The 17676-nt window shown below is 68.2% G+C and carries 20 protein-coding genes, 1 tRNA gene and 1 other RNA gene; 7 read left to right on the top strand and 15 right to left on the bottom strand.

Features of this window, described 5'->3' with window-relative positions:
• Nucleotide 1: 1 nt before the first annotated feature.
• Together Q4P07_RS05235 and Q4P07_RS05230 are read right to left on the bottom strand one after the other, a co-directional pair.
• A complete protein-coding gene (locus tag Q4P07_RS05235; RefSeq protein WP_303373842.1) occupies nt 2-1330 on the bottom strand; it encodes a glutamine synthetase family protein in 1329 nt (442 codons plus the stop codon).
• Between the two features lie 4 nt (nt 1331-1334).
• Nucleotides 1335-1679, bottom strand: coding sequence for an MGMT family protein (locus Q4P07_RS05230; RefSeq protein WP_368660249.1), 345 nt, complete (start codon nt 1677-1679; stop codon nt 1335-1337).
• 88 nt (nt 1680-1767) lie between these two features.
• Between Q4P07_RS05230 and Q4P07_RS05225 the strand changes: the two genes are divergently transcribed.
• Nucleotides 1768-2769, top strand: a complete 1002-nt coding sequence (locus tag Q4P07_RS05225) for a TIGR03557 family F420-dependent LLM class oxidoreductase (RefSeq protein WP_303373840.1) — start codon at nt 1768-1770, stop codon at nt 2767-2769.
• Between the two features lie 3 nt (nt 2770-2772).
• Here the strand turns inward: Q4P07_RS05225 and Q4P07_RS05220 are convergent, their stop codons facing one another.
• A complete protein-coding gene (locus tag Q4P07_RS05220; RefSeq protein ID WP_303373839.1) occupies nt 2773-3006 on the bottom strand; it encodes a methionine aminopeptidase in 234 nt (77 codons plus the stop codon).
• Between the two features lie 56 nt (nt 3007-3062).
• Here Q4P07_RS05220 and map point away from each other — a divergent pair, with 56 nt between their 5' ends.
• Together map and ppgK are read left to right on the top strand one after the other, a co-directional pair.
• Nucleotides 3063-3923, top strand: coding sequence for a type I methionyl aminopeptidase (gene map / locus Q4P07_RS05215; protein WP_303373838.1), 861 nt, complete (start codon nt 3063-3065; stop codon nt 3921-3923).
• Nucleotides 3924-3966: 43 nt separating this feature from the next.
• Nucleotides 3967-4725 (top strand): polyphosphate--glucose phosphotransferase, encoded by a 759-nt coding sequence (gene ppgK, locus Q4P07_RS05210; protein ID WP_303373837.1) that lies wholly within the window; start codon nt 3967-3969, stop codon nt 4723-4725.
• A gap of 8 nt (nt 4726-4733) precedes the next feature.
• On the opposite strand, the gene Q4P07_RS05205 is transcribed toward ppgK, so the two are convergent.
• The 5 genes from Q4P07_RS05205 to Q4P07_RS05185 form a co-directional block, all read right to left on the bottom strand.
• Nucleotides 4734-5528 (bottom strand): anti-sigma factor, encoded by a 795-nt coding sequence (locus Q4P07_RS05205; RefSeq protein WP_303373836.1) that lies wholly within the window; start codon nt 5526-5528, stop codon nt 4734-4736.
• Nucleotides 5525-6085 (bottom strand): ECF RNA polymerase sigma factor SigK, encoded by a 561-nt coding sequence (gene sigK, locus Q4P07_RS05200; protein ID WP_303373835.1) that lies wholly within the window; start codon nt 6083-6085, stop codon nt 5525-5527. Before sigK ends, Q4P07_RS05205 begins: the two co-directional genes overlap by 4 nt.
• A gap of 96 nt (nt 6086-6181) precedes the next feature.
• Complete coding sequence (locus Q4P07_RS05195) at nt 6182-6949, bottom strand: class F sortase (RefSeq protein WP_303373834.1); 768 nt, start codon at nt 6947-6949, stop codon at nt 6182-6184.
• Between the two features lie 3 nt (nt 6950-6952).
• Entirely contained in the window at nt 6953-7723 is a 771-nt protein-coding gene (locus Q4P07_RS05190; protein ID WP_303373833.1) for a CHRD domain-containing protein, read from the bottom strand.
• A 144-nt stretch (nt 7724-7867) separates the two neighbouring features.
• Entirely contained in the window at nt 7868-9325 is a 1458-nt protein-coding gene (locus Q4P07_RS05185) for a GuaB1 family IMP dehydrogenase-related protein (RefSeq protein WP_303373832.1), read from the bottom strand.
• Nucleotides 9326-9416: 91 nt separating this feature from the next.
• Here Q4P07_RS05185 and Q4P07_RS05180 point away from each other — a divergent pair, with 91 nt between their 5' ends.
• The 3 genes from Q4P07_RS05180 (at nt 9417) to rnpB (ending at nt 11019) form a co-directional block, all read left to right on the top strand.
• Nucleotides 9417-10076 (top strand): MBL fold metallo-hydrolase, encoded by a 660-nt coding sequence (locus Q4P07_RS05180; protein WP_303373831.1) that lies wholly within the window; start codon nt 9417-9419, stop codon nt 10074-10076.
• The gene (locus Q4P07_RS05175) at nt 10073-10555 is read left to right on the top strand and encodes a nitroreductase family deazaflavin-dependent oxidoreductase (protein ID WP_303373830.1); all 483 of its coding nucleotides are present in this window, start codon (nt 10073-10075) and stop codon (nt 10553-10555) included. The genes Q4P07_RS05180 and Q4P07_RS05175 overlap by 4 nt, the downstream gene beginning before the upstream one ends.
• Before the next feature lie 79 nt (nt 10556-10634).
• An RNA gene (rnpB, locus tag Q4P07_RS05170) (RNase P RNA component class A) lies at nt 10635-11019 on the top strand.
• A gap of 128 nt (nt 11020-11147) precedes the next feature.
• Here the strand turns inward: rnpB and Q4P07_RS05165 are convergent.
• Together Q4P07_RS05165 and Q4P07_RS05160 are read right to left on the bottom strand one after the other, a co-directional pair.
• Entirely contained in the window at nt 11148-11945 is a 798-nt protein-coding gene (locus Q4P07_RS05165; protein WP_303373829.1) for an HAD family hydrolase, read from the bottom strand.
• A complete protein-coding gene (locus Q4P07_RS05160) occupies nt 11942-13387 on the bottom strand; it encodes an RNB domain-containing ribonuclease (RefSeq protein ID WP_303373828.1) in 1446 nt (481 codons plus the stop codon). Before Q4P07_RS05160 ends, Q4P07_RS05165 begins: the two co-directional genes overlap by 4 nt.
• 33 nt (nt 13388-13420) lie before the next feature.
• Here Q4P07_RS05160 and Q4P07_RS05155 point away from each other — a divergent pair, with 33 nt between their 5' ends.
• On the top strand, nt 13421-14167 hold the full coding sequence (locus Q4P07_RS05155; protein WP_303373827.1) for a YaaA family protein: 747 nt from the start codon (nt 13421-13423) through the stop codon (nt 14165-14167).
• 28 nt (nt 14168-14195) lie between these two features.
• Here Q4P07_RS05155 and Q4P07_RS05150 read toward each other — a convergent pair whose 3' ends face one another.
• The 5 genes from Q4P07_RS05150 to Q4P07_RS05130 form a co-directional block, all read right to left on the bottom strand.
• Nucleotides 14196-15521, bottom strand: a complete 1326-nt coding sequence (locus Q4P07_RS05150) for a bifunctional RNase H/acid phosphatase (protein ID WP_303373826.1) — start codon at nt 15519-15521, stop codon at nt 14196-14198.
• Complete coding sequence (locus Q4P07_RS05145; protein WP_303373825.1) at nt 15518-16255, bottom strand: zinc ribbon domain-containing protein; 738 nt, start codon at nt 16253-16255, stop codon at nt 15518-15520. Before Q4P07_RS05145 ends, Q4P07_RS05150 begins: the two co-directional genes overlap by 4 nt.
• On the bottom strand, nt 16252-17151 hold the full coding sequence (locus Q4P07_RS05140; RefSeq protein WP_303373824.1) for a Nif3-like dinuclear metal center hexameric protein: 900 nt from the start codon (nt 17149-17151) through the stop codon (nt 16252-16254). The genes Q4P07_RS05145 and Q4P07_RS05140 overlap by 4 nt, the downstream gene beginning before the upstream one ends.
• A 1-nt stretch (nt 17152) precedes the next feature.
• Nucleotides 17153-17225: transfer RNA gene (locus tag Q4P07_RS05135), tRNA-Val, on the bottom strand.
• A 52-nt stretch (nt 17226-17277) separates the two neighbouring features.
• The coding region (locus Q4P07_RS05130) for a redoxin domain-containing protein (RefSeq protein WP_303373823.1) at nt 17278-17676 on the bottom strand (399 nt) is incomplete at its 5' end.

The raw sequence follows: 17676 nt of genomic DNA, 5'->3' as shown, positions 1-17676 counted from the left end.
CCTAGAGGTGGAGCAGATAACGGTCGAGCTCGAAGCTGGTGACCTGGGAGCGGTACTCGCCCCATTCCTGCCACTTGTTGCGCAGGAAGAAATCGAAGACCTGCTCGCCAAGGACGTCGGCCACGAGGTCGGAAGCCTCCATCACCGCGACCGCCTCGCCCAGGCTCTGCGGCAACGGGTCGATGCCCATTGCGCGACGCTCGGCATCGGTGAGGGCCCAGACGTCGTCCTCGGCCTCCGGAGGCAGCTCGTAGCCGCCGCGGATGCCCCGCAGGCCGGCCTCCAGGAGGAGGGCGAAGGTGAGATAGGGGTTGCACGCCGAGTCGATCGACCGGATCTCCACCCGGCGCGAATGACCGCGACCGATGGAGTACTGCGGGACGCGCGCCAGGGCCGAGCGGTTGTTGTGCCCCCAGCAGACGTAGGCCGGCGCCTCTCCCCCTCCCCAGAGCCGCTTGTAGGAGTTGACCCACTGGTTGGTCACGGCGCAGATCTCTCGGCTGTGCGTCAGCACACCAGCCATGAACCGGCGGCCGGTCTGAGACAGCTCATAGGCCGCGCCCGGCTCGTAGAAGGCGTTGGTGTCGCCCTCGAACAGCGACATGTGCGTGTGCATCCCCGATCCCGGGTGGAGAGCGAGCGGCTTGGGCATGAAGGAGGCGAAGGACCCCTCCTGCAGCGCGACCTCTCGCACGACCGTGCGGAAGGTCATGATGTTGTCGGCCATCGAGAGCGCGTCCGCATAACGCAGGTCGATCTCTTGCTGACCGGGCCCGCCCTCGTGGTGGCTGAACTCGACGGAGATCCCGATCTGCTCCAGCGTGTCGATGGCGGCGCGGCGGAAATCATGCCCGTCTCCGCGCGCCACGTGGTCGAAGTAACCCGCCTGGTCGACAGGGACCGGGCCCACCTTGGGGTCGTAGGGCTCCTTGAACAGGTAGAACTCGATCTCTGGGTGGGTGTAAAAGGTGAAGCCTTCCTGCGCCGCGGAAGCCAGGGATTTGCGCAGGATGTGCCGCGAGTCGGTGGGGGCGGGGCTACCGTCCGGCATGTGGATGTCGCAGTACATCCGCGCAGTGCGTTCGCGCCAGGGCAGCACTCCGAAGGTGTCGGCGTCCGGCTGGATCACCATGTCGGCCTCGTAGACCCGGGTGAAGCCCTCAATGGCGCTGCCGTCGATGCCGATGCCCTCCGTGAACGCCTGCTCCAGCTCGGCGGGGGCAACCGCGACGGACTTGAGGGTGCCGAGGATGTCGGTGAACCAGAGCCGGACGAACCGGAGGTCCCTCTCCTCGATGGTGCGGAGGACATACTCCTGCTGGCGGTTCATGTCCTCATCCTGCCGCATCCTTCGAATCGAGCTCGGCCGTGACCTGCGCGTAGTCCTGGGCGAGGGTCAGCAGATCGGCGCGGTGGTCCTGCATCCGGCATCCTCGCCCGTTGGACTTGACGCGGATACCCTCCTCGTCCCAGCACGGGCGGGCTTGGGCCAACAGGTGGGCCGGGAACTCGCCGTGGGCGTTGGTGACCCGCCACCAGGTCACATTGCTGCCCCACTGCCGCAGGATGGCGCCGACCTGACGGGGACCGATCCCGACCAGCGCACCAAGGTCGCCATAGGAGACGACATGCCCGCTGGGCACCTGCTCGATCGCCCGGAGCACCCTTTCCACCACCATCTCGTCCACCCCGGCACCTTAGACCGCAACACGTCCAGACCTCGCCGGGACCGGGCTGCGGGCAACGATGACGACATACGCTCCCTCTATGGGCGCACTGACGATCGGGTATGCAGCGATGCTGGAGCAGTTCCACCCCACCGAGGCGGTGCGCCTGACTGCGCTCGCGGAGAAGCATGGCTTCTCCGGATGCATGGCTGCCGACCATTTCCAGCCGTGGGTGCCGGCCCAGGGCCAGTCGGCCTTCGTGTGGAATGTGCTGACCGCGGTCGGAGAACGGACCACGGGAGACCTCGGTCCAGGCGTGGTGTGCCCCAGCTTTCGTTGGCATCCTGCGCTCGTGGCCCAGGCGGCGGCGACCTTGGAAGCGATGTATCCAGGCCGCAGCTGGCTCGGCGTCGGCGCAGGAGAGGCGCTCAACGAGCACGTCATCGCGGGTTACTGGCCTGAGGCCGGCGAACGGTCACGCAGGATGTTCGAAGCGGTCGAGCTCATGAACAACCTCTTCACCCGCTCGGAAGCCGGCAGGGACACCAAGTGGTCCGGCGAATTCTTCACCATGGAGACGACGCGGCTGTGGACGATGCCGGAGCACGCGCCGCCGATCCTGGTCGCAACCGCCGGGCCGATCAACGCCCGGAAGACCGGTCGACTCGCCGACGGCATCATCACGGTAGGTGCGCCACTGTCGAAGATCGAGATGCTGTTCGGCAAGTTCGCAGAGGGGGCGCGGGAAGCGGGCAAGGACCCGGACACGATGCCGCGCGTGCTGCAACTGCACCTGTCCTGGGCGGAGACGGACGAGCAGGCGATGGCCAACGCCATGACGGAGTGGCCCAACGGCGGGATGAAGTTCCCCAAGGCCGACATCCGCTCACCGCACGACTTCGCCGAGATGGCCAAGCTCGTCCGGCCCGAAGACTTCGAGGGTCGCATGGTGATCTCCAGCGATCCGGACGTCCACCGGGCCCACATCCAGAAGTTCGTCGACCTCGGCTTCGACCGTGTCTACCTGCACAACGTCGGCCGCAACCAGGACGAGTGGCTCGAGGTCTTCGGTCGTGAAGTCCTGCCCAAGCTGGCCCGCTAGCAGCTAACCGTTGAGCGGGTTGTTGTCCCAGGCGCTGGCTTGAGCGTCGCCGCTCTTCCACTCATCCTCGGCGGCCTCCTCCGCGTCCCAGGCCGCGGTCCGCTGCTGCGCGATCTCCAGGGCCCGACCCGCCTCTTCCGCGGAGCCGTAGGGACCGAGCAGGTCAGCGCTGCGTGCCCGTTCGGGATCCAGGTCAGACTCGACCTGGCCGGTCTTGGTGTTGAACCAATACTCCATACCGTCAATCGCCTCTCAGGATCGGTGCCACCGTTGCGGCGCCTAGAATCCACCCTATGCGCACTGCTACGCCTCTTGCCGCCGGAACGATCAGCCCTCGCCTGCCGGTCCCGGCCACCATCGTCCGTCCAGAGTATGTCGATCGGCCCGCTCCGACTCCCTTCCGCGGCTCCGAGGTCAAGAGCCTCGAGACGATCGAGAAGATGCGGATCGCCGGCCGCATCGCTGCCCAGGCGCTCGCGCTGTGCGGGGAGATGGTGCGGGCGGGCGTGAGCACTGACGAGATCGACAAGGCTGGCCATGAGTTCCTTCTCGATCACGGCGCCTACCCCTCCACCCTTGGCTACCGGGGATACCCGAAGTCGCTGTGCACCTCGGTCAACGAGGTGGTTTGCCACGGCATCCCCGACGACCGCGAGTTGGTCGATGGCGACATCTGCAATATCGACATCACGGCCTACCTGGGAGGGGTGCACGGTGATAACAACGCGACCTTCTGCGTAGGAGAGGTGGCCGAGGAGACCCGCCTGCTGGTCGAACGCACGCGGGAGGCGCTGATGCGCGGCATCCGCGCCGCACGACCTGGCCGCCAGATCAACGTGATCGGCCGGGTCATCGAGAGCTATGCCCGACGGTTCGGCTACGGCGTCGTGCGCGACTTCACCGGGCACGGTGTGGGCGAGGCCTTCCATTCTGGGCTGGTCATCCCCCACTACGACGCCGCGCCCGGCTACGCCACCCTGATCGAGCCGGGGATGACGTTCACGATCGAGCCGATGCTCAACCTGGGCACCCACGAATGGCACGAATGGGACGACGGCTGGACCATCGTCACTGCAGACGGTCGGCCCTCGGCGCAGTTCGAGCACACGATCCTGATCACCGACGACGGCGCCGAGATCCTCACCCTGCCCTGAGCTACGGCCTACACTCCTGCGGACGACCAACGAAAGGAAGCGCATGTCTCACCACACGATCCTGGGCATTGACATCGGGGGCAGCGGCATCAAGGGCGCTCCGGTCGACCTGAAGAAGGGCAAACTCAGCGGCGAGCGGATGCGCATCGACACCCCCGCTGACGCGACCCCCGACGCGGTCGTCGACGTCGTTGAGCAGATCGTCGAAGCATTCACCGACGAGGTCGGCAAGGACTCCCCCATCGGCATCACCGTCCCTGGGGTGATCCATCACGGGGTGGTGACGTCGGCCGCCAACATCGACAAGGCATGGATCGACACCGACGCCGACGCGCTGTTTACCAAGCGCCTCGGGCGATCTGTGCACGTGGTCAACGACGCGGACGCCGCTGGTGTGGCCGAGATGCACTACGGGGCAGGCAAGGGCAAGAAGGGCGTGGTGCTGCTCACCACACTCGGCACCGGGATCGGTTCCGCCCTCATCCTCGATGGTCACCTGCTGCCCAACACGGAATTGGGTCACCTGGAGATCGACGGGCACGACGCCGAGTCACGCGCTGCGAGCAGCGTCAAGGAGCGCGAGGGCCTGTCCTGGGAGGAGTGGGCGGAAAGGCTGCAGCGTTACTACTCCCACGTGGAGGCGCTGCTGTCGCCGGACCTGATCATCGTCGGAGGTGGCATCTCCAAGAAGGCCGACAAATTCCTGCCACTCCTTGACCTGCGGGCGCAGATCGTGGCGGCGGAGTTGAGGAACCAGGCCGGGATCATCGGCGCGGCGTGGTATGCCAAGAACGTCGGCTGACCAGTCCATCAGCCTTTGAGGGGAATCGCCACCAGCGGCTCGCTCGTGGGTTGGTCCGAACCCCCAGCAGGCTCAAGGGTGATGCCAACGGCTACTGCGTCGCCTGGCTCGCCCGCCAGGAGCACCTCGCCACCTTCCCTGGGCATCAAGCCGGCGGACACCGCGGCTCCGTCCGCGCTCACGAACCACATTTGGTAGTCCTGGCCTTCGGGAGGCCCGGGCATGCCCTCGGTGAGCAAGGCGGCGCGATCCAAGGCGTATGACGTCACGACCGTGACGCTCGCCCCGTCCACGGAGGCGGTAGACCGGATCGCGTCGGAGGAGTCAAGGATCTTTTGGACTGCCACCACTGTCGAAGGGTCCTGCGCGTCACCTGGCCACTGGGTGACCGCGACCGCGCCGATCGCGATAATCCCGGCCGCCACCGCCGCGAGCCACCAGCGGCTCACGCGGTCGGCCGGACGGTGCCGGGCCGCCCTGCGATCGGCAAGTTCGTCGATGGGAGCGGCGAGGCCCCTAGCCGGTGCCGCGTCCTGCGGCGCGGTGGCGATCATCGCGAGCAACTGCTCCCGCAGTGCCGGGGGCGGCTCCACCTCCAGACCTTCGCTGAGCCGGACCGATATTTCGGCACACTCTGCGACCTCGCGTCGGCAGTCGGGGCAATTCGTCAGGTGGGCCTCGAAGATGACCCGCTCGGCGTCGGTGATCGCATCCAGCGCATAGGAGGCCGCGAGGAGGTGCGGGTCGTCCGCCTGGGACTCTTCCTCTTCCCCCTGGGGGACGTCAAACTCCTCGTCACTCATCTGGCACCTCCTAACTCTTCGCGCAGCCGTCTCAGGCCGTCCCTAATCCTGGTCTTGGCGGTGCCTAATGGCACCCCCAGCCTCGCCGACACTTCCTGGTGAGTAAGCCCGTCCAGGAACGACAGCTCGACCGCGTCGCGCTGAAGCTGGCTCAGCGTCCCGAGCGCAGCGCGCACCTGCGTGGCTTCCATCCGACCTTGTGCGGCCTCGGCCGTGCTGTCGAAAGGTGTCTCGGTATGCAGTGATTCGTAGACGACGTCGCGGTTGGATTGGGCGCTGACCGACCGAACCCGATCCACCGCCCGGCGGTGCGCCAAGGTCAGCAACCAGTAAAGAGCGCTCCCGCGTGAGGGGTCGAACGAGTTGGCTGTCCGCCACACCTGGAGAAAGACTTCTTGCGTGACCTCCTCGGCGTGCGCCCGGTCGCGCAGTACCCTCAGCACCATCCCGAACACCCTCGGCGAGGTGGCGTCATAGAGGGCCGCAAAACTGACCTGGTCACCGCTGGCCGATGTCATGATGAGCCGAGCAAGGTCCTGCTCGACGTCAGTGGGCACGACTTAGTATGCATGAGCGTTCCCGACCTCGCAGCCCGATGGACCTTCGATGGTCGAAGAGTGCTGTAGCGAGGGGCTCGGTGCTGGCACATCGGGTCACGGGACCAGGCGAGCGAAGACGACGATGTTGTCTAGGTGGGTCCCGCGCTCATCGTCGTAGACGCCGCCGCAGGTGATGAGGCGCAGCTCCGGACCGGCGGTGTTGCCGTAGACGGTCGTCCTCGGAAACTCATTCTTGGGAAAACTCTTGGCTCCATAGACCTCGAAGGTCGCTGTCAAGCCGTCGGCGCGGTCGACCTCGACGAGGTCGCCTTTCGTCAGAGCTCCGAGCTCGAAGAAGACGCTGGGCCCCGACCTCGGGCTGGTGACGTGGCCCTCGATCACCGCGGGCCCACTCTCACCGGGAGTGGGTGAGCCGTCATACCAAGCAGCCTCGTCAAGAAGCTCGCCGGTGGGCACCTCCAAGGTGCCGTCATCTTTGAGTCCGAGCGCGTGCAGGGGGCTGTCTACGTCGATTGAGGGGATCCGCACGCTGACCGGCTCGGAGGCCGGCAGTGTCGCAAACTCTGGTGCAGAACTTTTCGTGGCGGCCGCGGGGTCTTTCGTGGCGGCTGCGACCCCATTCGACACGTCGGCCCCGTCAGGCGTGGCGGTCGAGGCAGCCGCATCCGGGCCGCTCGTGGCGGCGGCGTCGGCACTCGGCGCTGTCATCTCGACGCTGGACGAAGTGGCTGCGGGGGCCGGCGGCTCTCCGACCTGGTTGCTGAGGGCCCACCAGAGCATGCCGATGCCCAGGGCGATGAGCAGCCCGAAGGCCGCGAACGTCATCTTGCGTCCGCGGCCTCCGGATGATGCTGAGCTCATCGGTCAGCGACCCTCGCCAGCGCGACGACGGGTGCTGGCCAGGCCCAGACCACCGAGCGCGACAGTCAGGGCGCCAGCGGCGATCAGACCCATGTTTTCGGTGCCGGCAGTGCCTGCTCCACCGGTGGCGACGCCACCTTCGGGCATCGCCATCTGGGCGACGTTGAACTCACCGCACATGGCCGGGTTGGTGGCCTCGGCCGGCAGCGACGGGTCCAGGTCGGACTTAGCGTCACCGTCGTAGGCGCCGCTGCCGTCGTGGTCGACGCCGTGCACCACGATCTGGCTGTCACCCTTGGCGACCTCCGCCGCGGTCTCGTCGTCCAGCTCGATGACGCGCTCGTAGGTGTAGCTGCCGGTCGCCGGGAAGTTCGCGACGTCCAGCGCAGCGTCAGCACCGGTCTTGCCCGGCTCGTTGGTCAAGCTCACGCGAACCGCGCCGTAGGCCGGCACGCCGTCGCTGGTCTGAAGCTCACCGTTGGGGCCGGTGCCCTTGATGTCCGCGCCGGGGCAGGAGTTGGTGCCGCCGATGTGGATGTGCTGCGCGTGGGGGGCGCCGTCAAGCAGGCCCTTGGTCTCCAAGGTGATGTGCAGCTTGTTGCCGTCGAGCATCCCCCATGCAGTGCCGGAGGCACCGGAGTCGTTGAGCTCGGTCAGCGTAGCGGAGAGCTCGGTGCCCGAGTCCGCAGCTGAGGCTGGGCCGGCGGCGAGGAAGGGCAGGCCCACCAGGGCCGCGATGGCGAGGGGGGCGATGCGAGTTCGGGTGATGCGCATGGAAACTCCTTTGTTGGTGATCAGACATGGGTCATTCGGAGCGCTCGGCCGAGTGGATTGGTGCGGAAATATGCTTGCGTGCCGAAATGCCCGAGATGCGGACCTGACCACCGGTGCTGATCACCGAACCTGACCACCATCAGCTCACCACGAGGTATGACGAGGGCGCCCCTCCTCATAGCCGGCGGCACCCTGGATCCCCACGACCACCCGGGAGTGGAACTCGCCGATGGTGCGGGCACCGGCGTAGGTAAAGGCACTGCGCACGCCGGACACGATCTGGTCGAGGAGGTCCTCGACGCCCTGCCGGTGGGGGTCCAGGAACATGCGACCTGAGGAGATCCCCTCCTCGAAGAGCGCCGAGCGGGCACGGTCGAAGGCCGAGTGGTCCTTGGTGCGGTTCTGCACGGCGCGTGCCGACGCCATACCGAAAGATTCTTTGTAGAGCCGGCCGTCTGCGTCGCGCAGCAGGTCGCCGGGCGACTCCAAGGTGCCTGCAAACCAGGAGCCGACCATCACCGACGCGGCACCGGCGGCCAGGGCGAGCGCGACATCGCGGGGATACTTGACGCCCCCGTCCGCCCACACCTGGGCGCCGAGCTCGCGCGCGGCGGCAGCACACTCCAGGACGGCGGAGAACTGCGGTCGCCCGACGCCGGTCATCATGCGGGTCGTGCACATGGCACCCGGGCCGACCCCGACCTTGAGGACGTCCGCACCGGCGGCCACCAGATCTTCCACCCCAGCCCGCGCCACGATGTTGCCGGCCACGATCGGCACGCGCAGCCCGGTGACTTCCGCGTGCGCGTCACGTGCCGCCACCACGAGCGGCAGCGCGTCCAGCATCTTCTCCTGGTGCCCGTGTGCGGTGTCGACCACGAGCACGTCCGCGCCGCACGCCAGCAGCTCCCTGGTCTTGCTCGCCACGTCACCGTTGATCCCTACCGCGGCACCCACGAGCAGCGCGCCATCGGCATCTACGGCAGGGGTGTAGATCGCCGACCGGAGCAGGCCGGTGCGCGTCACCACGCCCCGCAGCAGTCCGCCGGAGACGACCGGGGCGATCGCCGCATTGGCTTCCTCGAGCTGGTCAAACGCCGCGCGCAGGTCGGTGCCCTCCTCGAGCACGACCCGAGGCGACTTCATGACCTCACTGACGGCTGCGAACCGGTCGACGTCCTCGCAGTCGGACTCTGTGACCACGCCGATCGGCCGGCCCGCCTCGACGACAACGGCCGCGTGGTGGGAGCGCTTGTTCATGACGGAGAGCAACTGAGCCACCGGCGCCGACCGCTCGATCATGATGGGGGTCTCATAGACCGGATGGCTGGCCTTGATGCGTCCAATGGTCTTACGGACCTCGGGCAACGGGATGTCCTGGGGCAGGACCGCGATGCCGCCGCGGCGCGCGACCGTCTCGGCCATCCGCCGCCCGGCGACGGCGGTCATGTTGGAGACCACGATCGGGATCGTGGTGCCGACCCCGTCGTCGGTGCTCAGGTCCACGTCGAGCCGGGATCCCACCGTCGAGCGGGAGGGGACCATGAAGACATCGCTGTAGGTCAGATCGTGCGCGGGCTGCATACCGTTGAGGAACTCCACGGGTCCCAAGGCTACGTGGCGCGCTCGTCCCCACGGCGCCCCGGTCCCAGCACCCCTGGCCAGGCGCGTGCGCGCGGCATACCGTGCAGGTATGCAGATCACCCACCTCGGACACGCCTGCCTCCTGGTCGAGGTCGCCGACCAACGGATCCTCATCGACCCGGGCAACTTCTCCGACCTCGAGGAGCTGCACGACCTGACTGCCGTCGTCGTCACCCACCAGCACCAGGACCACTGCGACCCGGCTCGGGTGCCGGACCTCTTGCGCGACAACCCGCAAGCGCGTGTGCTCGTCGAGTCTCAGACCGCTGAGGTGCTGACCGCGGCGGGCCACGCCGGGCGGACGGAGCGTATGGAGTCGGGGACAGCGGTCGCGCTCGGCGTCCTCGAGGTGCTCCCCCTGGGCGAGCTGCACGCCGACAACCACCCCTTCGTGCCCCGTGTCGGCAATCTGGGTGTCCGGCTGCGCGCCGCCGACCAGCCGACGCTGTTCCATCCCGGCGACGCCCTCGATGCCGAGCCTGGCGAGATCGACCTGCTGGCGGTGCCGGTCAACGCTCCGTGGGGCAAGGTCGCCGAGGCGATCGCCTTCGTGTCCCGGTTGGCGCCCCGCCGCGGCATCGTCCCGATCCACGACGGGCTGCTCAACGACGCGGGCCGCGCCCTCTACCTAAATCACATCACCCGCTATGGCCTGGTCGGTGACGCGCGGCTGCACGACCTACGCGATGCCGGGGCAGTGCAGCTATGACGGAGAACCGGCCTATCTCAGGTGCGTTGCGGTCGGTGCTGGTCCGTCCGGTCCTGGCCCGCAGCCCGCTCGCGCTCTACGGCGCTGGCCTGGGCGGACTGCTCGGTCGCGGCTTGCTGCGATTGGAGCACCGCGGTCGGGTCAGTGGCAAGCGGAGGTATGCCGTGCTCGAGGTGGTTGACCGACCACGCCCTGGCGTGCTTCGGGTGGTCAGCGGACTCGGGACCGATTCACAGTGGTTCCGCAATATCCAGGCGGAGCCGAAGGTGCAGGTGAGCAACGGCTGGGGGCCGTCGGTCCCGGCCACCGCGCACGTCCTGGCAGCGCCCGAGGCAGCACAGACCTTCGAGCGCTACGAGGCGGTCCACCCCTGGCGGTGGGCCGCGCTGGAGCGCACCGTCCGCGAACACGTGCCGGCGGGCAGCACGTTGGCACAGGCGCTGCCGGTTGTCGATCTCGTCCTCGACGACCGGTCCTGACCTCGCTCTTGTCCTGCCTTTGTCAGCAATCTGGCAGGCGCGTCTGCGGTCCCGCGCCCGGTAGACTGTGGGGTGTGGATGAGTCGGCCAGGCGGCCGCGTCGAGTGCCCTCGTGGCGCTCGCCGAGGAACGTCCGGGCTCCACAGGGCAAGGTGATGGCTAACAGCCACCCGGGGTGACCCGCGGGATAGTGCCACAGAAAGCAGACCGCCCACCGGTCCGCCGGTGGGTCAGGGTGAAACGGTGGTGTAAGAGACCACCAGCACGCCAGGTGACTGGCGTGGCTAGGTAAACCCCACCTGGAGCAAGGTCAGACAGTGCGCGTTCGAGGGCTGCCCGCCCGAGCGCACGGGTAGGCCGCTGGAGGCGACCGGTAACGGTCGTCCTAGATGGATGGTCGCCACCTTCGCAGTGCCGGTAACGGCGCGAAGGGACAGGACCCGGCGTATCGGCCGACTCATCCACTCCACCCCGGCCGTTCGCGCACAACTCACTCAGCCGAGTGGCCCGCGCACGCCATACGCGGCTGGCCCGTGCACAACTCACTCAGCCGAGTGGCCAAGGGACGTCGGCAGGTGGTCGTCAAGAAGACTCAGCCGAGCAGCAGAGTGGCCAGGGTCCGCGCGACGCCGTCGTCGTCGTTGGCAGGGATGTGGTCCGTGACTGCGGCCAACACCTCCGGGTGCGCGTTCGCGACCGCGAAGGACCTCCCGGCCCAGGTCAGCATGTCGAGGTCGTTGGGCATGTCCCCGAACGCCCACACCTCCTCGGCCTCCACCGCAGGCTCCTGCTCCGCAGCCCACTGCGCCAGGGCGACCGCTTTGGACACCCCTGGCGGTGCGATCTCCGCCAGGCGGATCGCCCCGGAGTGCGTCACCTCGGCGCGCGACCCCACCACCTGCGCGACGAGCGCGGTGAGCTCTTCAGTCTGGATTGCCTCATGCCGGACCAAGATCTTGCCGACCGGGCGTGAGGCGAGGTCTTCGACATCGCAGACCTGCCAGGCGTCACCGGCGAGGAGGTCTCCGTGATAGGCGTGCTCTCGGGCCAGTCCCTCCAGACCCTCGGTCGCGAGGTGGATGCCAGGTATGGCGTGGCGCAGATCCGAGAGCATTATCGCCAGCTCATCCGTCGGCAGGAGGCGGTGGGCCACGATCTCGCGGCGATCCAGGTCGTAGGTAAACGCTCCGTTGCCGCATAAAGCCAGCCCGTGGATGCCCAGGTCGGCGAGCCCGTCCATCCACCTGGGCGGACGGGCCGTCACCAGGATCACCGTGATACCGGCCTCGGTCACCGCGCTGAGGATCTCTCGCGAGTAGTCGGACACCGCGCCGTCCGAGCGGAGCAGCGTCCCGTCAAGGTCGGTCGCAACGACCCGTGGTGCAGTCACGGGCCGACGACGCGTAGCGAGACTTTGCCGGCCAGCACGTCCGCGCCCTCGACGTGGACCTCGACGCTGGCGCCGAGCTCTGCGGTGCCCTTGACGGTCGCGCTGACCGGCGGGTCGAGGAGCTGGACGACCACGCCCTTGGGATGCCCGTCCACGACGACGGCGTCGAGATCCTGACCGATCTGGTCGACGAGCACGGCTGCCTCGACCGCGGAGACGCAACTGCGCTCGACGGCCTTCGCGCGGCGGTCGGCCTCGGCCATGAGGTCCGGCAGCGAGGACAACGTAGACCGCGCCCAGTCAGGGACGTCCTCGCCGCAGGTCAACGCCTGGCAGACCGCCAGAGCAAACCGGTCGACAAGGCGGCGTAGCGGAGCCGTCACGTGGGTGTAGGGAGCCGCGATCGCCGCTTGGATCCGGTCCGCCTCAGGTGGGAGGTCGCCGTCGAAGGCCGTGTAGCCCGCACCCCGGAACAGCGCGGTCGCCGCGTGGACGATCGCCAGGTGGGCGGGGTCGCTCTTATCGAGGGACCGAAGAAACTCGCCATACGGCAGGTCCTTGGGCCACTCCGAGCCGAGCGCCCTCGCCTCCCGACGAAAGCGGGCAACCGCACCCTGCTCCGGCACCGGCATCGTGCGAAGGATGCCGACGCCACCCTCAAGCATGATCTGGGCAGCAACAATGCCGGTCAGGAGCGAGATCTGGGCGTTCCAGTCCTCCGCGGGCAGGAGCGGACGTAGTTGGAGCACATAGTTGCCGTCGTCGTCGAGCTCGACCTCCTGCTCGGGCATCGGCAAGCTGGCTCCGCCGCGGGCCGTCTCGCGCTCGATGCGGAGCTCGCCGACCTCCTGAAGAAGCATGAGCGTGTCCTCGCCAGCGCCCTCGTCGACAAGGTTCTGCACCTCTTGGTAGGTGTAGCGACGAACCGACTTGACCCTGGCCCGATAGAGCTCCGCAGTGTCCCGCGTCCCCTCTCGGTCCAGCCGCATATCCCATATATAGGCGGGACGCTCCACGCCTGGCAGCAGGCTCGCGGCGCCCTCGCTGAGGACGGGAGGGTGGAGGGGGACGCGCAGGTCAGGGCAGTAGATCGTCATCCCCCGCGCACGGGTCTCCTCATCGAGCGCGCCGCCCTCGACGAGGAAGGCCATCACGTCCGCGATCGCATATCGCACGCGGTAGCCGTCGCCATCACGCTCGATGAACATCGCCTGGTCCAGGTCCATCGAGCCGGGCGGGTCGATCGTGATGAACGGGACGGTGGTCTCGTCACGGTCCGGCAGGTCCGGCGCGTCCATCGAGGCGGCTACCTCGTCCAGCACCTCGGGTGGAAACTCTTGGCGCACCCCGTGCTCCTGGCGGGCCGCCGCGAAGGCCTGCTCGAGCAGGCGGCCGGTCTCGGACGTGGGGTCGATCGACAACGTCGTCGCGCGATTGAGCATGCCGACCACCCTACGTGGCCTACCCTGCCTGACGTGCTTATCCTTCTGCCTCCGTCCGAGTCCAAGGCGACGCGCGCCCGCGGCCTCACCCTGCGACCGGAGTCGATCTTTGCCCCCTCCTTGGGCGCACCCCGGGCCAGGGTGGCGGACGCCCTGGCCATCACGAGTGAGCGTCCCGACGCCGCGTCGGTGCTGGGCGTGAGCGCGAACCTATCGCAGGAGATCGCCCGCAACACGCGCCTTCGGAGTGCGGCGACCCTGGCCGCCCGCGACCTCTACACCGGGGTCCTGTATGACGCGCTCGACCTCTCGTCCCTGGACCCGGCCTCCTCGCGCCGGGCCAACCGCAGGCTGCTGGTGGTCTCAGCGCTCTACGGCGCCGTGCGCATGAGCGACCGGCTCTCGCCCTACCGTCTCTCGATGGCCGTGAACCTGCCCGGCGTCGGTCCGCTCGCGACCTTCTGGCGACCTCACCTCGAGAGCGTCCTGCCAGGCGCGGTCGGGCAGGGGCTGATCGTGGACTGCCGCTCGAGCACCTATGTCGCGGCCTGGATGCCGCAGGACGAGATGGCCAAGCGGTGGGTCAGCGTGCGGGTCCCTGGGGCGACCCACATGGCCAAGCACACGCGGGGGCTCGTCGCGCAAGCGCTCTGCCGGGCTGCCGCAGATCCGCGGCGAGCAGAGGCGTTGGTGGCCCTGCTCGCACCTGACTTTGACGTTGAGCTGCACGCACCAGAGCGGTCAGGACGCCCCTGGGTGCTAGACGTGCAGCCAGCGTGAGACGCGCAGCAGAAGCAGTCCGCCCCACTTAGGTCAGCGAGGCGTCTACGACCGTCACGGCCGCCCTCGACACCTCAGGGTCCTGGTCAAACGCCGGGTCGTAGAGGTGGTGGGTGTCGTTGATAAACGCGACCTGCGCCCCGCCGTCGGGCCAGACCTCCACTGCCGACAGCGAAGTGGGGGCAGTGGCGATGGACCAGCCACGGTTGTGGTCGATACCCAGGACGCGGCACAGCACGGACATCAGCGCGACGCGGTGGGTCGCGACGATGACCGTGCCGCCGCGGGTGATGGCTCGGGACAGCGCGGCGCCGACGCGCTCGTCAAAGTCGCGTCGGGTCTCACCGCCAGGCGGCGCGAAGTCGATATCAGTGCGCAGGCGCAAGAGGTCTGCGGCGTGCGCCGTCAGCAGGTCGGGCATCGACTGGCCGTCCCACTCACCAAAACCCTGCTCGTCCCAGTCGCGATCCTCCTCACGGTGCAGTCCCAGCGCGGCGGCGATGACCTCTCCGGTCTGTTTCGCCCGCTGCAGCGATGAGGAGACGACGCTGACGGGACCCGCAGCCGAGCGCTCCACGAGGCGCCGGACGGCGATGGCTGCGGCCCGTGCCTGGGCCATCCCCATACCGTTGAGCGAGGGGTCGGCGCCGCCGCGGCCGTCCAGCTTGTGCTGGTCGGTGAAGTCCGTGACACCGTGCCGGACCAGGATGAGCCGGGTCTCGCCCTCAAGCGTCGGGACCGTCTCGTCGGAGACGAAGACGTCGCTCAGGGGTGCGCGCGCCACCCCGAAGGTAGGACGCTGCCCTCCCTTCGAGGCTGGCTCGTCAGCGATGGCGGCAGTGGCGGGAGACTCATCGGCTGCAGGCGAGACCCCCGAGCCGGCCCGCAGGTCGCCGGGGATGACGTGGTCGCGGCGCACCGTCTTGCCATCCATTCCGTCGTTGGACAGCGCGTCCGCTGCCTTGTTGCGCTCGCGGGGGATCCAGGTGAATTCGACGGTCCCGCCGTCGTGCTGGATCCGATCGATCAGGCGGCGGGCCTCCAGGGCGAGCCGCTGCATGTCGGCGTGCTTGATCTTCCAGCGTCCCGACATCTGCTCGACCACGAGCTTGGAGTCCATCTTGACTTCGATGGAGGCCTCCCTGGCCAGGTCGAGGTCAAGGACGGCCGTCAGGCCGGCGATGAGTCCGCCATATTCCGCCACGTTGTTGGACACTTTGCCCAGCGGCTCTGCCCGCTCGGCCAGCAGTTGGTTGGTGCGCGCATCGCGCACCAACGCGCCGTAGCCCGCCACCCCAGGGTTGCCACGCGACCCACCGTCAGCTTCGATCAGCAGTGCGGTCCTCAGCGTCACAGGCCAGACTCCTGCGTGCGGACCAGGATTCTTCCGCACTCCTCGCAGCGCACTACCTCGTCCTCGAGGGCCGACCGGATGCGTCCTACCTCGACGGCGTTGAGCTCCAGCCGGCATGCCCCGCAGCGTCGTTGGACCAGCGCGGCCGCGCCCATCCCGCTGTGCGCGCGCACTCGCTCATAGAGTGCGAGCAGCTCCTCGGACAGGTCCGCCGCGATGGCGTCTCGGCCGGAGGCCACCCCGTCCCGTTCGGACGTCAGCTCTGCGAGTTGGGCATCGCGGGCGGTGCGCAGCTGGGTGAGCCGCGCCAGGTGCTCGTCGCGCGCGGCGGAGGCAACAGCAGCCTCCGACTCGGCCGCCTCGACTCTTTCCATCACCTCGAGCTGTTCGTCCTCGAGCACACCCTGTCGCCGGGCCAAGGACTCTAGCTCGCTCTGGAGCCCCTGCAAGGACTTGGCAGTGCCGGTGCCGACGGCCAGACGTGACTCGTCGCGCGTCACCCGGTCACGCACTTGCTGGACGGCCGCCTCGGCACGCCTGACCACACGTTGCAGGTCACCTACTGCGGTCTCGGTGCGCACCACCTCGGACTGCAGGCCACCTTCTTGCGCCTCCAACCGCGCGATGTCGGTGAGCTCGGGCAGGCTCCGCATCTTGTGGTCGAGCTGGTTGAGACGGGTGTCTAGGTCCTGCAGTTCCAGGAGGCGGGCCTGCATCTGGGTGGTCGCCTTCACGGCATACCTCCTGCGTCGGTGGGTGGTTGCGCGCCGACCACGAAGTCCCAGGGGTCGGTGCGCACGGTGGAGATCTCGATGCTCACCGTATCCGGCAGCGCCGCCGCCAGCCGATCGCGCAGGCCGGGCAGCCACAGCCACTCGCTGGCATAGTGGCCGGCGTCGATCAGGTATGGCGTGCCTGCGCCACCGGAGCGGGCCGCCGCACGGGCCTCTTCGCGCGCCTCCAACGCCGGGTGGTGACGCAGGTCGGCCGTGACGTAGACGTCGGCGCCGCTGCGCCGCACGCTCTCGAAGGAGGTGTCGCCCGCGCCTCCGAGCACTGCGATCCGACGCACGGGCGCGTGCGCCGGCCCGCTGACGCGCACGCCTCCGGCGGTGACGGGCAACGCCTCCTGCAGGTGGCGTGCCAGCTCGGCGAGGGTCACCGGCGCGGGAAGATCACCCACCCGCCCCAGCGCCTGATCCTCGATCACCTCGAGGGCTCCGGTGGTGTCCAGGCCGCAAGCGTCGGCGAGCGCGTGACCGACACCGGGGTCGGCCACATCGGCGTTGGTGTGTGCACAGTAGAGGGCCAGGCCGTTGACCAGCAGATCGGTGATCGCGGCACCCTTGGCCGTTGTTGTCGCGACCGAATGGATGCCGCGCAGCAGCAGGGGGTGGTGAGTGATGATGAGGTCGGCGCCCCGCTCGATCGCCTCCGCGATCACGTCCAGCGTGGGGTCGACGGCCAGCAGGATGCTGGAGACCACCTGGTCTGGGTCGCCAGCGACCAGTCCCACATGGTCCCAGGACTGCGCTGTGCTCTGCGGATAGAACCCGTCGAGCACGTCCACGACGTCGCGCAACCGGGTCGTCTGCGCGACGTCTCTTCGTCCCGATCTGTTGTTGTCCACGTGGGCCCGGCCGGGTTCGAACCGACGACCTACGCGGTGTAAACGCGGCGCTCTACCAGCTGAGCTACAGGCCCTGGCCGGATCATTGTGCCAGCCCAGAGGGTGAGCGCCAAAGGATCCACTAGCTCACAGACCTCGGACCGCTTCGTGCAGCAGGCCGATGGGTCGCTGCTCGCCAGGACCGTGGACAAGGCTCCACGTCACCAACAGGTCCTGGTCGACCAAGAAGGTGGCGCGCACGGCCATCCCGGAGGCCTCGTGGAAGGCGCCGTAGGCGCGGGCTACCTCGCCGTGAGGCCAGAAGTCGGAGAGCAGCGGGAAGCGGTATCCCTCCCGTGCTGCCCACGCCTTGAGCGCGTAGGTGGAGTCGCAGGACACACCCACCACCTGCACCCGGTCATTGACGAACTCGTCGATGTTGAGCTGGATCTCGAGCATTTCCCCCGTGCAGATCGAGGAGAACGCGAAGGGAAAGAAGACGATGAGAACGTTTCGCTGTGCGGCCAGCACCGACAGGGTGACCTC

This window comes from Ornithinimicrobium sp., from assembly GCF_030537745.1.
Taxonomy (GTDB): Bacteria; Actinomycetota; Actinomycetes; order Actinomycetales; family Dermatophilaceae; genus Ornithinicoccus.
This window is presented reverse-complemented; position numbering and strand designations above follow the sequence as displayed.

Excerpts from the sequence above, each read along its gene's own strand:
- Q4P07_RS05195 (WP_303373834.1), bottom strand. The coding sequence starts at position 6,949 with ATGAGCTCAGCATCATCCGGAGGCCGCGGACGCAAGATGACGTTCGCG.
- Q4P07_RS05235 (WP_303373842.1), bottom strand. The coding sequence starts at position 1,330 with ATGAACCGCCAGCAGGAGTATGTCCTCCGCACCATCGAGGAGAGGGAC.
- Q4P07_RS05175 (WP_303373830.1), top strand. The coding sequence starts at position 10,073 with ATGACGGAGAACCGGCCTATCTCAGGTGCGTTGCGGTCGGTGCTGGTC.
- Q4P07_RS05190 (WP_303373833.1), bottom strand. The coding sequence starts at position 7,723 with ATGCGCATCACCCGAACTCGCATCGCCCCCCTCGCCATCGCGGCCCTG.
- Q4P07_RS05205 (WP_303373836.1), bottom strand. The coding sequence starts at position 5,528 with ATGAGTGACGAGGAGTTTGACGTCCCCCAGGGGGAAGAGGAAGAGTCC.
- ppgK (WP_303373837.1), top strand. The coding sequence starts at position 3,967 with ATGTCTCACCACACGATCCTGGGCATTGACATCGGGGGCAGCGGCATC.
- Q4P07_RS05220 (WP_303373839.1), bottom strand. The coding sequence starts at position 3,006 with ATGGAGTATTGGTTCAACACCAAGACCGGCCAGGTCGAGTCTGACCTG.
- Q4P07_RS05180 (WP_303373831.1), top strand. The coding sequence starts at position 9,417 with ATGCAGATCACCCACCTCGGACACGCCTGCCTCCTGGTCGAGGTCGCC.
- Q4P07_RS05225 (WP_303373840.1), top strand. The coding sequence starts at position 1,768 with ATGGGCGCACTGACGATCGGGTATGCAGCGATGCTGGAGCAGTTCCAC.
- map (WP_303373838.1), top strand. The coding sequence starts at position 3,063 with ATGCGCACTGCTACGCCTCTTGCCGCCGGAACGATCAGCCCTCGCCTG.
- Q4P07_RS05230 (WP_368660249.1), bottom strand. The coding sequence starts at position 1,679 with ATGGTGGTGGAAAGGGTGCTCCGGGCGATCGAGCAGGTGCCCAGCGGG.
- Q4P07_RS05160 (WP_303373828.1), bottom strand. The coding sequence starts at position 13,387 with ATGCTCAATCGCGCGACGACGTTGTCGATCGACCCCACGTCCGAGACC.